At 62.6% G+C, this 13,676-nt stretch carries 12 protein-coding genes; 7 read left to right on the top strand and 5 right to left on the bottom strand.

All coding sequences use genetic code 11. The features are described from left to right. The first annotated feature begins 36 nt into the window (after positions 1–36). The 7 genes from dusB (at position 37) to hflX (ending at position 9,524) form a co-directional block, all read left to right on the top strand. Positions 37–1,080, top strand: coding sequence for a tRNA dihydrouridine synthase DusB (gene dusB, locus CA833_RS15495; RefSeq protein WP_207078559.1), 1,044 nt, complete (start codon positions 37–39; stop codon positions 1,078–1,080). Continuing rightward, a complete protein-coding gene (locus tag CA833_RS15500) occupies positions 1,077–2,204 on the top strand; it encodes a nitrogen regulation protein NR(II) (RefSeq protein ID WP_142633756.1) in 1,128 nt (375 codons plus the stop codon). Before dusB ends, CA833_RS15500 begins: the two co-directional genes overlap by 4 nt. After that, complete coding sequence (locus tag CA833_RS15505; protein WP_207078560.1) at positions 2,201–3,646, top strand: sigma-54 dependent transcriptional regulator; 1,446 nt, start codon at positions 2,201–2,203, stop codon at positions 3,644–3,646. The genes CA833_RS15500 and CA833_RS15505 overlap by 4 nt, the downstream gene beginning before the upstream one ends. A gap of 60 nt (positions 3,647–3,706) precedes the next feature. Further along, positions 3,707–5,932: an ATP-binding protein gene (locus tag CA833_RS15510; protein ID WP_142633753.1), complete on the top strand. Its 2,226-nt coding sequence runs from the start codon at positions 3,707–3,709 to the stop codon at positions 5,930–5,932. 73 nt (positions 5,933–6,005) lie between these two features. After that, on the top strand, positions 6,006–7,400 hold the full coding sequence (locus tag CA833_RS15515) for a sigma-54 dependent transcriptional regulator (RefSeq protein WP_142633750.1): 1,395 nt from the start codon (positions 6,006–6,008) through the stop codon (positions 7,398–7,400). A gap of 188 nt (positions 7,401–7,588) precedes the next feature. Then, positions 7,589–8,164 (top strand): RNA chaperone Hfq, encoded by a 576-nt coding sequence (gene hfq, locus CA833_RS15520; RefSeq protein WP_207078561.1) that lies wholly within the window; start codon positions 7,589–7,591, stop codon positions 8,162–8,164. 19 nt (positions 8,165–8,183) lie between these two features. Continuing rightward, entirely contained in the window at positions 8,184–9,524 is a 1,341-nt protein-coding gene (gene hflX / locus CA833_RS15525) for a GTPase HflX (RefSeq protein ID WP_207078562.1), read from the top strand. On the opposite strand, the gene mazG is transcribed toward hflX, so the two are convergent. The 5 genes from mazG to metG all read right to left on the bottom strand — a co-directional run bounded on the left by mazG (position 9,501) and on the right by metG (position 13,665). Continuing rightward, positions 9,501–10,286 (bottom strand): nucleoside triphosphate pyrophosphohydrolase, encoded by a 786-nt coding sequence (mazG, locus tag CA833_RS15530; RefSeq protein WP_207080129.1) that lies wholly within the window; start codon positions 10,284–10,286, stop codon positions 9,501–9,503. The genes hflX and mazG overlap by 24 nt on opposite strands. A 67-nt stretch (positions 10,287–10,353) precedes the next feature. After that, the gene (locus CA833_RS15535) at positions 10,354–10,539 is read right to left on the bottom strand and encodes a hypothetical protein (RefSeq protein ID WP_142633746.1); all 186 of its coding nucleotides are present in this window, start codon (positions 10,537–10,539) and stop codon (positions 10,354–10,356) included. Next, positions 10,536–11,315, bottom strand: a complete 780-nt coding sequence (locus CA833_RS15540) for an MBL fold metallo-hydrolase (RefSeq protein WP_142633744.1) — start codon at positions 11,313–11,315, stop codon at positions 10,536–10,538. Before CA833_RS15540 ends, CA833_RS15535 begins: the two co-directional genes overlap by 4 nt. Continuing rightward, positions 11,312–12,100, bottom strand: a complete 789-nt coding sequence (locus tag CA833_RS15545) for a TatD family hydrolase (protein ID WP_207078563.1) — start codon at positions 12,098–12,100, stop codon at positions 11,312–11,314. The genes CA833_RS15540 and CA833_RS15545 overlap by 4 nt, the downstream gene beginning before the upstream one ends. Continuing rightward, a complete protein-coding gene (gene metG / locus CA833_RS15550) occupies positions 12,100–13,665 on the bottom strand; it encodes a methionine--tRNA ligase (RefSeq protein ID WP_207078564.1) in 1,566 nt (521 codons plus the stop codon). Before metG ends, CA833_RS15545 begins: the two co-directional genes overlap by 1 nt. Between the last annotated feature and the right edge of the window lie 11 nt (positions 13,666–13,676).

The raw sequence follows: 13,676 nt of genomic DNA on the forward strand, positions 1-13,676 counted from the left end.
ACGTGGCGTCATTCAGGCAATTGTCGGGCTCGCATCATGAACGAACTTCCCACTCCTCCGGCCATGAAGCCGATCGAAGTCGGTCCCGTGCGGATCGAGTGTCCGGTCGTGCTGGCGCCAATGACCGGGGTTTCGGACCTGCCGTTCCGCCGTATGGTGCGCAGCTTCGGCTCGGGCCTCAACGTCACCGAGATGATCGCCAGCCCGGCGGCCATCCGGGAGACTCGCGTGTCGCTCCAGAAGGCGATGTGGGATCCGGTGGAAGACCCGGTGTCGATGCAGCTTGTCGGTTGCGATCCCGAGCAGATGGGCGAGGCCGCCAAGCTGGTCGAGGATCGCGGCGCTGCCATCATCGACATCAACATGGGATGCCCGGTCCGCAAGGTCGTCAACGGCGATGCCGGTTCGGCACTGATGCGCGATGTGCCCCTGGCGACTCGCCTGATCGAGGCGACGGTGAAGGCCGTGAAGGTCCCGGTCACCGTCAAGATGCGCATGGGCTGGTGTCATGACAGCCTCAACGCTCCGGAACTCGCGCGCATTGCCGAGGATTTGGGCGCGAAGATGATCACCGTTCACGGTCGTACCCGCAACCAGATGTACAAGGGCTCGGCCGACTGGGCATTTGTGCGCGGGGTCAAGGACGCGGTTTCCATCCCGGTGATCGTCAATGGCGATATCTGCGGGATCGAAGATGCGGCCAAGGCGCTGGAACAGTCGGGCGCGGATGGCCTGATGGTCGGGCGCGGTGCCTACGGCAAGCCCTGGGCGCTGGCGCAGATCATGCAGTGGTGGCGCGGAAACGGCTTCGGGGCTGAGCCCGGTTTCGGCGCCCAGTACGAGATCATTCGTGAGCATTACGAAGAGATGCTCAGCCATTACGGGCGCGAGACCGGCGTCAAGATGGCGCGCAAGCATCTGGGCTGGTACGTGCGCGGCATTCGCGGGTCGGCAGAGTTCAGAAATCACGTGAACTTCATCGACGATCCCGATCGTGTGCTTGCCGAACTTGCCGAGTTCTACGCTCCCTATCGCGATGAACCCGGCGAGGCGAACACCCTTCAGCGTCAGGCTGCATGAACGCCCCTTCGGTCAATGCTCGGCCGGACATCGGGCGGTTGATGGCGAGCCTGCCGGTGGCCGTTGTGGTGCTGGAGCCGGGGCTCAGGATCGCTTCGCTCAATCCGGCGGCGGAACAGTTCTTCGGGCAATCTGCCCGCCGGCTTGTCGGCAATCGCCTGCGCGACGTCATGACGGTGCCCGACGCGCGCCTGCTGGAGCGTCTGGACGATTACGAAACTCCGGTTTCCGCGCGTGAGGTGACGGTCTCAATCCGCGGGCGCGGGGTTCTGCGCATCGATGTCAACGTCGCGCCGGTGGCCGACACGCCGGGCTGGCAGGTCCTGACGATCCACGACAACAGCGCCACCGATGCGCTGGGAGACGATTCCGGCAGCGCCGACAATGCCGTGCTGCGCGGCCCGGAGATCATGGCGCACGAGATCAAGAACCCATTGGCGGGCATTCGCGGGGCAGCGCAATTGCTGGGGCGCCATGCCAGCGAGCGCGATCTTCCGCTGACCGAACTCATCACTTCCGAAGTGGACCGGATCGCCAACCTGATCGAACGCATGCAGAAGCTGTCCCGGCGCACGACGCCGCCGGTCGAGCCGTGCAATCTCCACGAGGCCGCTCGCCGCGCCATCGACGTTCTTTCGGCGGCGCATGAAGGTTCGGTGGTAAAGGTCAGAATTAAGGAAGAATTTGATCCTTCCTTACCAGCCGTACTCGGTAGTCCCGATGCCCTGGTGCAGGTGATCATCAACCTTGTCGCCAATGCCCGTGAAGCCTGTCAGGGGGAAGCCGCGCCGCGCGTGGCCATTCGCACGCGCTTTGCCAGCGGCCTCCAACTTCACACCACCGATTCGGGCGAGCCGGTGCGGCTCCCCGTCGAACTGCGCGTCACCGACAACGGTCCCGGCGTCGATGCGGCAATGCGCGAACATATTTTCGAGCCCTTCGTCACCACCAAGAAGGCGGGGCAGGGGCTCGGCCTGCCGCTGGTGCGCAAGCTCGTTCGCGACATGAACGGGCGCATCACCCACGAACGCGACGATGAAGCAGGCCTGACGCACTTTCGCGTTCACCTGCCGCTTGCGCGTGAAACCCGCGGCAGGGCGAGCAGGAGAAAGGTCGCGCCATGAGTGTTTTGCTGGTCGAGGACGACGTCTCGATCGCCATCGTCATCACCGCCGCGCTGGAGGCCGAGGGTTTTGCGGTGACGCATTGCCAGACAATCGCCGAGCGTGACCGTCTATTGGGTGAGCGTGGTTTTGACGCCCTGGTCACCGACGTCATGCTGCCGGATGGCGACGGGATCGAGACGATCGATCGTGCGCGGGCGCTGCACCCCTTGATGCCGATCATCATTCTTTCGGCGCAGAACACGCTCGATACCGCAGTGCGGGCGAGCGATACCGGCGCCTTCGAGTATTTCCCGAAGCCCTTCGACATCGACGAACTCGCGCGCACCGTGCGCCAGGCGGCCGGGGCGGGCAAGGAGCTGCTGCCGGACGGGGATGAACCGCTGGGCGACGGCCTGCCGCTGGTGGGTCGCAGTGTCGCCATGCAATCGGTTTTCCGTATGATAACGCGGGTCCTGCGCAATGACCTGACCGTGCTGATCCTGGGAGAATCGGGAACCGGCAAGGAACTGGTGGCCGAAGCCGTGCACAATCTCGGTCATCGCCGGGCCGGACCGTTCATCGCGGTCAACACCGCGGCGATCCCGGCCGACCTGATCGAGAGCGAGTTGTTCGGCCACGAGAAAGGGGCCTTCACCGGCGCTGTCGCGCGCCATGTCGGCAAGTTCGAGCAGGCTTCCGGGGGCACGCTGTTCCTGGACGAGATCGGTGACATGCCGATGCAGGCGCAGACCCGCCTCCTCCGCGCCCTCCAGTCCGGCACTGTCAGGCGTGTTGGCGGACGCGAGGAGGTTCGCCTCGACGTGCGCATCATCGCAGCGACCAACAAGGACCTCGAACCGGAGATCGCTGCGGGGCGCTTCCGTGAGGATCTCTATTACCGCCTCAACGTCGTGCCGATCCATATGCCGCCCCTGCGCGAACGGCGCGACGACATCGAGGTTCTTGCCCGCCATTTCCTGCAACTGGCCGCAGGTGAAGGGCTTCCGCGCCGCCAGTTGAGCGTTGAGGCGGGGCAATTGCTGGCCCGGCAGCCGTGGCGCGGCAATGTGCGCGAACTCAAGAACGTGATCTATCGCCTCGCCTTGCTTGCGCGGGAGGATATGATCGATGCCGAAAGCGTACAGGCCCTATTGAGCCCGGATACCGCCCCCGCTGCGGCCGGGGACGACCTTTCGGGCGGCGGAGAGGGGGCAGTGATCGGGCAGGGGGGCATTGCCGATGCGGTCAGTCGCTGGCTTGCAGCCGAACGGCCTGCCAGCGGCACGATCTACGAAGCGGCGGTGGCTGCCTTCGAGCGGCCCTTGTTCAGCGAAGTGCTGCGCGAGACCGGTGGGAACCAGCTGCGGGCCGCCCAGGCATTGGGTATCAATCGCAACACCTTGCGCAAGCGATTGAGCGAACTTGCGCTCGATCCCGAGGAATTCACCCGTCGTTCATGAGCCGCGCTTGATGCATTTGCACTTGCAAACCGGCAACACTGGCGTTGTAACTCGGCCACGATGAACGAACAATGGGTCCGCAAGCGCGCTTGGCCGCGTTGGTGGCGGCGTGTCCAGATCGGGGCGCGCCGGGCGAATTTCTTTGCGGTCATGGAAGTCGCCTCCATTCTCGCCTTCCTGGCGATGACGGCGGCAACCTGGATGGCGCTCAATACCGGGGCGGACAAGCGAACGCTGCTCCCCTCGAACCTGACGGCCACGCTGCTTGTCGGGACGCTGGTGCCGGCCATGGCGATCCTCGTGCTGTTCGGGCGCCGGATGGCCCTGCGCCGCGCGGCCGAACATATCGGCGGCACCGGGCAGATGCATGTGCGCATGGTGTTCATCTTCTCGTTGATCGCCGCGGTGCCGACCCTGCTTGTGGTGGTCTTTGCGTCCTGGCTGTTCCAGTCTGGCGTGGAGTTCTGGTTCTCTGATTCCTCGCGCGGCCTGCTGGAAAACGCCAACAAGCTGGCGCGTGGCTATTACGAGCAGACCCAGCGCGACGTCGGTTACGAATCTGTGGCCATGGCGCAGGACACCCGGGACTGGCTGGGTGAATATCCGGTGGGTAGCCGCGAATTCCAGGCGTTTTTCGGCGACCAGGTCTATCGCCGCAACCTTTCGGTCGCCGCCCTGGTCCAGGTGACGCCCGACGGTGAGCAGCGCACGCCGATCATCGTCGATCCGGACCGGAAATCGGATTCCAAGCGGATCGCACCGGATGTTCAGCAAAGGCTTCAAAAGGAGCCTTACGTCGTCACTTCGGACGCCAACCGGATCGTGGCGGTCGTCCCGATCGAGCGGGATGCCGGCATTTATCTCTACGCGGCGCGCAGCAACGACTTGCTTGCCCTGAGCCAGGGACAACGCGCCGAAAACGCCGAGAATATCGTCCAGGCCTACGAAGTGCTGACAAGCCGCGCACGGGTTTTCCAGCTGCGCTTCAACATCGCGCTGTTCATCGCTTCGCTCGCACTCGTGGGGCTGGCTGTCTGGTTCGCGCTGCGATTTGCGGACAGGCAGGTCAAGCCGCTCTACGAACTTGTCGACGCGGCACGTACGGTCGGCAGCGGCAATTTCGCACTCCGTCTGGAGGGAAGGGTGGGCACCGACGAGATCGGGCTGCTCAACCGTGCCTTCAACCGGATGACCGCGCAGATCGAGAAGCAGACCCAGGCTTTACTGGGGGCCAACCGGCAACTGCACGAACGCCGTATCTTCATCGAGGCGGTGCTGGAATCGGTCACCTCGGGTATCATCTCGCTCGACAAGGAGGGCTACATCCTCCTGATGAACAGCACCGCGCTCAAGCTGCTCACCACGCTGGAGCAGGTGCCGGAAGGCACTCCGCTGGCCGATGTGGCCGCGCAGTTCGCCGCTCTGGTCGAGCAGGGAAGCAGCGGCGGGCTTGTTCAGTATCATCGGCACGGCGACCTGCTCACGTTCGCGGTCAAGGTCACGCGCGATGCGACCGGCTATGTCATCACCTTCGAGGACATCACCCGCCAGTTGCTCGACCAGCGCACCGCGGCCTGGTCTGATGTCGCGCAGCGCATCGCCCACGAGATCAAGAACCCACTGACTCCGATCCAGCTCGCAACCGAACGCCTCAGCCGGCGCTATCGCAAGCAGATCGTCGACAATCCGGAACTGTTCGAGGATCTAACCCGCACGATCATCCGCCAGGTCGGAGACCTGCGCAAGATGGTCGACGAGTTCTCGTCCTTCGCCCGTCTGCCCAAGCCGGTCTTCCGGCCTGAGGACCCGGTCGCACTGACCCGGCAGGCCTTGTTCCTGCAGGAAGTCGCCCGTCCGGACATCGCCTTCAGCTTTGCCAGCGACGGGGCCATCGGTTCGATCGACTGCGACCGTCACCAGTTCGGCCAGGCCATGACCAACGTGCTGAAGAACGCGGTCGAGGCGGTCGAGGCCAAGGCCAAGGATGCCGGTGACGACTATCACGGTGCCATCGCGGTCTCTGTCGACGCGCTGAGCGACGCCATCCTCGTGCGGATCGCCGACAACGGCATCGGCCTGTCGCAGGACCGCGAACGCATCATCGAGCCTTACGTGACCACGCGCGAGAAGGGGACCGGCCTCGGTCTCGCCATCGTCAACAAGATCATCGAAGAGCATGGCGGCGAAATGCAGTTCCTGCCGACGCTCGGCGGCGGGACCACGGTGACCATGCGGTTCGCCGTCGATCCCACCGCGCAGGCCCGCAAGGCGGAGGCCGCTGAATGACAGGGCGTCCTCCAACAAGGTCTCCAGCGATCCTTCGATCGCTCTCCATATTCCTCCAGATGAAGACAATGCCATGGCCCTCGAAATTCTGATTGTCGATGACGAGCGCGACATCCGCGAACTGGTCGCGGGTGTGTTGAGCGACGAAGGCTATGAATGCCGCACAGCAGGGGACAGCGGCGCTGCGTTGGCCGCGGTCGATGCGCGCCGTCCTTCGCTGGTCCTGCTGGACGTGTGGCTTCACGGGAGCCCGATGGACGGGCTCGAGGTGCTCGACGCGATCAAGGCGCGTGAGCCGGGGCTGCCGGTGATCATCTTCTCCGGCCACGGCAATATCGATACTGCAGTTGCGGCCATCAGTCGCGGCGCCGTGGACTTTATCGAAAAGCCGTTCGAGGCCGAAAAGCTCCTGCACCTCGTCGAGCGCGCAACCGAAACGGAGCGGCTGCGCCGCGAAAATGCACAGTTGCGCTCGGATTTCACCAGTGGCGAGGAGTTCACCGGATCCAGCGGCGTCATCAACCAGGTTCGCGCGACGCTGAAGCGAGTCGCCAATACCGGCAGCCGCCTGTTGATCACGGGGCCCGCAGGATCGGGCAAAGAAGTGGCCGCGCGGTTGCTCCATGCCTGGAGTGCGCGCGCAAGCAGCGCTTTTGTCAGCGTCAATTCGGCGCGTATCACGCCTGAACGCTTCGAGCAGGAACTGTTCGGCGAAGAAAGCGAAGGGGCACTCGTGCGTCCGGGCCTGCTGGAGATGGCCGACGGCGGGACACTCTATTTCGACGAAGTGGCCGACATGCCGCTATCGACGCAGGCCCGCATCCTGCGGGTGTTGACCGATCAGGCGTTTGTCCGTGTCGGCGGCACCCGCCAGATCCGCGTGGATGTGCGCGTGGTATCCTCCACATCGCGCGATCTCGAAAAGGAGATCGCCGAACGGCGCTTCCGCGAGGATCTTTTCTATCGCCTCAACGTGGTGCCAGTCACCATTCCCGCTCTGCGCGAGAGGCGCGATGACATTCCATCGCTGATCGATCATTTCTTCGCACGCTACGCGAACGAACAGGGGATTGCCCCGCCGCAGGTCAGCGCCGAGGCAATGACCGCGCTGCAGGCTTATGAATGGCCAGGCAATGTCCGCCAGCTTCGCAACGTGGTCGAACGGACCGTCATCATGGCACCGCGCGAAAAGCTGGCCCGGATCGAGGTAGACATGCTGCCGCCCGAGATCTTCGCCAATCGCACCGGCGGCGAGGCCGGAATCTCGGTGATGATGAGCGCACCGCTGCGTGAGGCGCGGGAAACCTTCGAGCGAGAATATCTGCGGCTTCAGATTCGCCGTTTCTCGGGCAATATCTCGAAGACGGCATCGTTCATCGGCATGGAGCGTTCGGCCCTGCATCGCAAACTCAAGCTGCTCGGCATGGCCGAGCGGCGCGAGGGCGAGCCTGACGACGAGGAAATCTGAGGCCTCCAAAATGGCGGAAACCTCAGGGATTCGGAGCGTCTCTCAGCATCTGTCATCGTCTTGCTACATTTTTCGCGTTTACTGCATTGCAGCAAGGCGATAGATTTTGATTCGAGAACGGTCATTGTCATCAGGGCAGGGCCAGATCGCGGACCGCATAAGCGGCCGCCAAAAAAAGGAGCATGAACATGGCTGGCCGTACGCTGACCGCGCGTCCTCGTCCCACCCCCCCGCCTGCGGAAGAAAACCCCGCGTCACCTCCGGTTGCCGCCGGCACTTCGGCGAGCAAGGGGCAGAACCTCCAGGACCAGTTCCTGAACCTCCTCCGCAAGAACAAGACACCGGTCACGATGTTCCTCGTGAAGGGCGTCAAGCTCCAGGGCATCGTGACCTGGTTCGACAATTTCTCGATCCTCCTGCGTCGTGACGGTCAGTCGCAGCTTGTCTACAAGCATGCGATCTCGACGATCATGCCCTCGACGCCGATCGATGCGCGTCAGTTTTCCAACGGCGCTGAAAGCACCAAGAAGACCCGTGTTCTTCAGGATGTCTTCCTGTCCAGCATCCGTAACGCCGGTGTGCAGGTCACGATGTTCCTGATCAATGGCGTCATGCTTCAGGGCCGTGTTGCCGCTTACGACCTGTTCTGCATGCTGCTGGAACGCGAAGGCTACGTTCAGCTGGCTTACAAGCATGCGGTTTCGACGATTCAGCCCGTGACTCCGGTCGACCTTCAGGCGCATGAAGAAATCGACGAAGACTGACGAGCAAAGCTGAACCGATTTGAACGACGAACTCAAGGGCGAGGTCACGCGCGGCGCGCGTGCCCTTGTCGTCTATCCGCAAATGCGGGGTCGTGGAGACCTCGATACCGAAGCCCGTCTTGAAGAAGCGAAAGGGCTCGCCCTCGCGATCGGCCTTGTCGTGGCCGAAGCCATGGCAATTCCCATCCGCGAGCCGCGCGCCGGCACGCTCTTCGGCGAAGGCCAGATCCAGAACATCGGCGTCGCCTGCGAGCTGAACGAGGCAGAACTGATCATCGTCGACGGCTCCCTGTCGGCGATCCAGCAGCGCAATCTCGAGGAAAAGCTCAAGCGCAAGGTCATCGACCGTACCGGACTGATCCTGGAGATCTTCGGCGAACGCGCCGCGACCGCGGAAGGCCGCCTCCAGGTCGAACTCGCGCACCTCGATTACCAGGCTGGTCGCCTCGTGCGCAGCTGGACGCACCTTGAGCGTCAGCGCGGCGGTTTCGGCTTCCTTGGCGGCCCCGGCGAAACGCAGATCGAGGCGGACCGCCGCATGATCCGCGATCGCATGGGCAAGATCCGCCGGGAACTGGAGCAAGTCCGCCGGACACGCGGCTTGCACCGCGACCGGCGTGAAAAGGCGCCCTGGCCGATCGTCGCGCTTGTTGGTTATACGAACGCAGGGAAATCGACCCTTTTCAATTATTTGACAGGCGCTCAGGTGATGGCGCAGGATCTCCTGTTCGCCACGCTGGATCCGACGATGCGGGCAATTCGATTGCCCGGCGTCGAAAAGGCGATCCTCTCGGATACCGTCGGCTTCATTTCCGACCTTCCTACCCAGCTCGTCGCGGCCTTCCGTGCGACCCTGGAGGAAGTGACGGCCGCCGATCTTATCCTGCACGTCCGTGACATCGCCAACCCCGACACTGAAGCACAGAAGCGGCAAGTGCTGGACGTACTGGCCGACCTCGGAGTGCTTGGCAGCGGCGAGAACGAGGACGGAGAAGGGGAGGCCGAGCCCGCGATCCCGATGGTCGAGGTGTGGAACAAGTGGGATCTTCTCGGGCCTGAACAGGCCGAAGAACTGCGTGAGGTAATCGATCACCGCGTTGGCGAGACGATCGTGCCGATTTCCGCGCTCACCGGCATGGGATGCGACGCGCTGCTGGAAACGGTGGGCTTGTCTCTCACCGAGGATGCAAAGCTCTACAGCTTTGTCATTCCTGCGGCGGACGGCCAGCGGCTGGCATTCCTGCATGCGCGGGGTGACGTCGTGTCCGAAGAAGATGCCGGCGAGAACGAGCAGGGGCCTCTGCTGCGGGTGCAGGTACGCCTTGCCGACCGCGAGCTAGGCCGTTTCAGCGCGCTCTGACCGCTTGACTGCCTGCCAGTAGGCCTCCTGTTCATCGAGCGAGAGCGCCGCGAAATCCAGTCCATCCCGGGCGGCAAAGGCCTCCATGGACCGGAAGCGGCGCTCGAACTTGGCATTGGCGGCGCGCAGGGCGTCTTCGGGCGCGATACCATTGAGGCGGACCAGGTTGACGGCAGCAAAAAGCAGGTCGCCGGCTTCCTCCAGGCGGTCTGCCTCGCCAGCCTCTGCGAGTTCGGCCATCTCTTCGGTAACCTTTTCCGCAGCACCGCTGGGATCGGGCCAATCGAAACCGACGCGGGCGGCTCGCTTCTGGAGCTTCTCGGCCCGCATCAACGCCGGCAGGGAGATCGCCACACCGTCGACCGCGCTCGTTTCGCCCTTGCTCGCGCGTTCCTTGGCTTTCAGCTTTTCCCAACGCTCGGTCTGTGGATCGCCCGAGGTCTCTTCACCAAAGATGTGAGGATGGCGTGATTCCAGCTTGTCCGAGATTGCGGCAGCGACATCGTCAAAGGCAAAGTGGCCCAGTTCTTCGGCCATGCGAGCATGAAAAACGACCTGAAGCAACAGGTCGCCGAGTTCTCCGCGCAGATCGACCATGTCTTCGCGAGCAATAGCGTCGGCGACCTCATAGGCTTCTTCGATCGTGTAGGGAGCGATCGTCACGAAATCCTGCTCGCGGTCCCATTCACAGCCTGAAACCGGATCGCGCAGTCGCGCCATAATGCCCAGAAGACGATCGATCTGGTGGTGGTGCGGGGTCATGGTCACCTGGGGTTTGATAGGTTGATAATATGTATTATGTTAAATGAGCGGTCGGTACGATCCGACGTCATCCCCTTAGCCGCATGCCAAGGGTTTCGATCACCAACGTCAACGCAATGATTATCAGTGCCCAGATCAGCGCCAGCTTGATGCCCTTGGTAAAGCCAAGCTCCCGAAAGCGCGAATGGCTGGAAACCAGGATCAGCGCACCGATCACGGAAATGATGCCTACGATCGTTGCGCTGTTGATCACGGTTCGATCACCATTCCATCATAACCTACCGACACATTGTCCGGCACTTCGGCGGAAAGTGTTGCGTAGTCCATCGACTTGTCGAGATGGGTCAGAACCGCCTTGCCCACCCGGCAGACCGACGCCAGTTCCAGCGCCATGCCGAGATGTGCGTGCGTGGGATGCGGTTCGCGGCGAAGGCAGTCGACCACGAGCAGGTCCGCGCCGTAACAGAGGTCAACCATTCCCCCGGTAATTTCGCTGAAATCTGTCGCGTAACACACTGATTTTCCGTCGCAATCAAATCTGAACGCGGTGGATTCCGCCGGTCCGTGCGGCATTTGCACGTGATCGACACGGAAACCTTCGCACAGCCGCATGGTATCAAGATTGTCGAGGCTTATCAGGGTTGGATAGCCGAACTGACCTGCAAAGACATAGCCGAAGCGCTGCCGGAGGCGCCGGACCGTTTCGGAATTGGCAAAGCCGGGTATGGGGCCTGCGCGCCCATAGCGCAGCGGACGCATGTCATCGATGCCATGGCAATGGTCCGCATGGTCATGGGTCCAGAAAACCGCATCGATGCGGTGGATGTCGTTGGCCAGAAGCTGCGCGCGCAAGTCGGTCGACGTGTCGACGAGAATGCGGCTTCCGGCATCGCTTTCCAGCAGGATCGATACGCGGGTTCGGCGATTCTTAGGCTCGCTGGGGTCGCAAAGCCCCCAATCGGCTCCGAATTCGCCGCCGAGGCGCGGGACCCCCGTCGAGGTTCCGCTACCAAGCATCACCACCTTCACGAAACGGCCTTTCGATCGGCCTTGGTGAACAGCGCAAAGAAGTTGCGCGACGTAACTTCTGCCAGTTCCTGCTCGCTCACGCCGCGCAGGTTCGCGACGAAACGCGCGGTGTCGGCCGTATAGGCAGGCTCGCAGCGTTTGCCGCGATGCGGGACCGGGGCAAGGAAAGGAGAGTCCGTTTCGACCAGCAGCCGATCTTCAGGAATCGTCTTAACAACCTCCTGCAAGTCAGCCGCGTTCTTGAAAGTCACGATGCCCGAGATCGAGATCGTGAGGCCCAGGTCCAGCACCTTGCGGCCGAAGTCCGCGCTAGCGGTAAAGCAGTGGATCAGTGCCGGGAATGCGCCCTTCCCCATTTCCTCCTCGAGAATGCGGAAGGTGTCATCTTCCGCATCGCGCGTATGGATGATCAGCGGCAGGCCGGTGGTCCGGCCGACCTGGATATGCGTGCGGAACAGCGCCTGCTGCACCTCACGATCCGACTTGTCGTAATAGTAATCAAGGCCGGTCTCGCCGATGCCGATCACCTTGGGGTGCCGTGTTGCTTCAAGCAGTGCGGCTTCGCCCAGATCGGAATGCTGGTCAGCTTCATGGGGATGAATGCCGACCGAAGCCCATACGTCCGGGATACGCGCGGCCGTGCCGACCACGCGATCCCATTCGCTTTGCCGCGTCGAGATGTTGAGGAACCCCTTGATCCCGGCAGCGCGGGCGCGATCCAGCACGCCCTGCTGATCCTCGACCAGGCCTTCGTATTCAAGATGGCAATGCGAATCTATAAACATCAAGCCGTTGCTTCCGTACCCTCGGGTAATTCGAGGCGGGGGAACACGCCTTCCGGCTTTTCCACCTTGAAGCCCCTTGCGGCAAGTGCGGTAAACCAGTCCGCATCGCCCAGCGACGCGTAGCCTCGGGCATCCGTGGCGATACCCATCTGGTCAAGCAACTTGTCGATCGAGTTGGGCACGACCGGACGCACCGCGATGGCGAGATCGCGCACGACGCGGAACAAGGTCATGAGCACAACTTCCATGCGCGCGGGGTCGGTCTTGCGCAGCGTCCAGGGAGCTTGCTCGTCGACATATTGGTTGCACGCGAAGACGGCGCGCATCCAGGCTTCGAGGCCGTCGCTGAAGGCAAGATCGGTGAAGCTCTTGCGCAGGCCGGCGATACCCTCGGCGACAGCGGCAAACAGCGCCTTGTCAGCTTCAGATTCCTCGAAGTCGGCCTTGATTGACCCATCCAAGTTCTTGAAAATCATGGAAAGACTGCGCTGGGCAAGGTTGCCGAAGCTATTGGCGAGTTCGGCATTGGCACGCGTGACAATCGCTTCGGGCGACCACGAACCGTCCTGACCGAAGGCCACTTCGCGCAGCAGGAAATAGCGTACGGCATCGACGCCGAAGGTCTCGGCAAGGCCGATCGGATCGGTCACGTTGCCGAGCGACTTCGATTCCTTCTGGCCGCGATTGAGCAGGAAGCCGTGGCCGTAGACCTGCTTGGGAAGCGGCAGGCCTGCGCTCATCAGGAACGCCGGCCAATAGACCGTATGGAAGCGGACGATGTCCTTGCCGATCAGGTGCAGGTCTGCCGGCCAGAACTTGGCGTAGTCGCCGCTTTCATCCGGGAAGCCGAGGCCGGTGAGGTAGTTGGTCAGCGCGTCGACCCAGACGTACATGACGTGGTTGTCGCTGCCCGGCACCTTGATGCCCCAGTCGAAGCTGGTACGCGAAACCGAAAGATCGCGCAGGCCGCCTTCGACGAAGCGCTGGATCTCGTTGCGGCGGGTGTCCGGACGGATGAAGTCGCTCGAATTGTAAAGCTCGAGCAGTTTGTCCTGGTACTTCGACAGGCGGAAGAACCATGATTCCTCGACGGTCCATTCCACGGGAGTCCCTTGGGGCGAGAGCTTGCCTCCCCCTTCCCCGGTGGCCAGTTCGGACTCGTCATAATAGGCTTCGTCGCGAACCGAGTACCAGCCTTCATACCGGTCGAGATAGAGGTCGCCGTTCGCTTCCATCCGGCGCCACAATTCCTGCGTCGCTTCGTGATGGCGCGGTTCGGTGGTGCGGATGAAGACATCGTATTCGATGTTAAGAGCCGCGCACATATCAATGAAATGCTGAGACATTTCTGTCGCCAGCTGCGCCGGCGTGATGCCGAGGTCACGAGCCTTTTGCGCCATCTTCAGGCCGTGCTCGTCGGTGCCGGTCTGGAACCGCACGTCGAAGCCTTCCGCCTTGCGGTGGCGGGCGATGACGTCGGCGGCAATGGCCTCGTAGGCATGGCCGATATGCGGCTTGCCGTTGGGGTAGGAAATGGCGGTGGTGACGTAATAAGGCTCGGCCATGCGGCGTCGCA

It is taken from the genome of Novosphingobium sp. KA1, assembly GCF_017309955.1.
In the GTDB taxonomy this organism is placed as follows: domain Bacteria; phylum Pseudomonadota; class Alphaproteobacteria; order Sphingomonadales; family Sphingomonadaceae; genus Novosphingobium.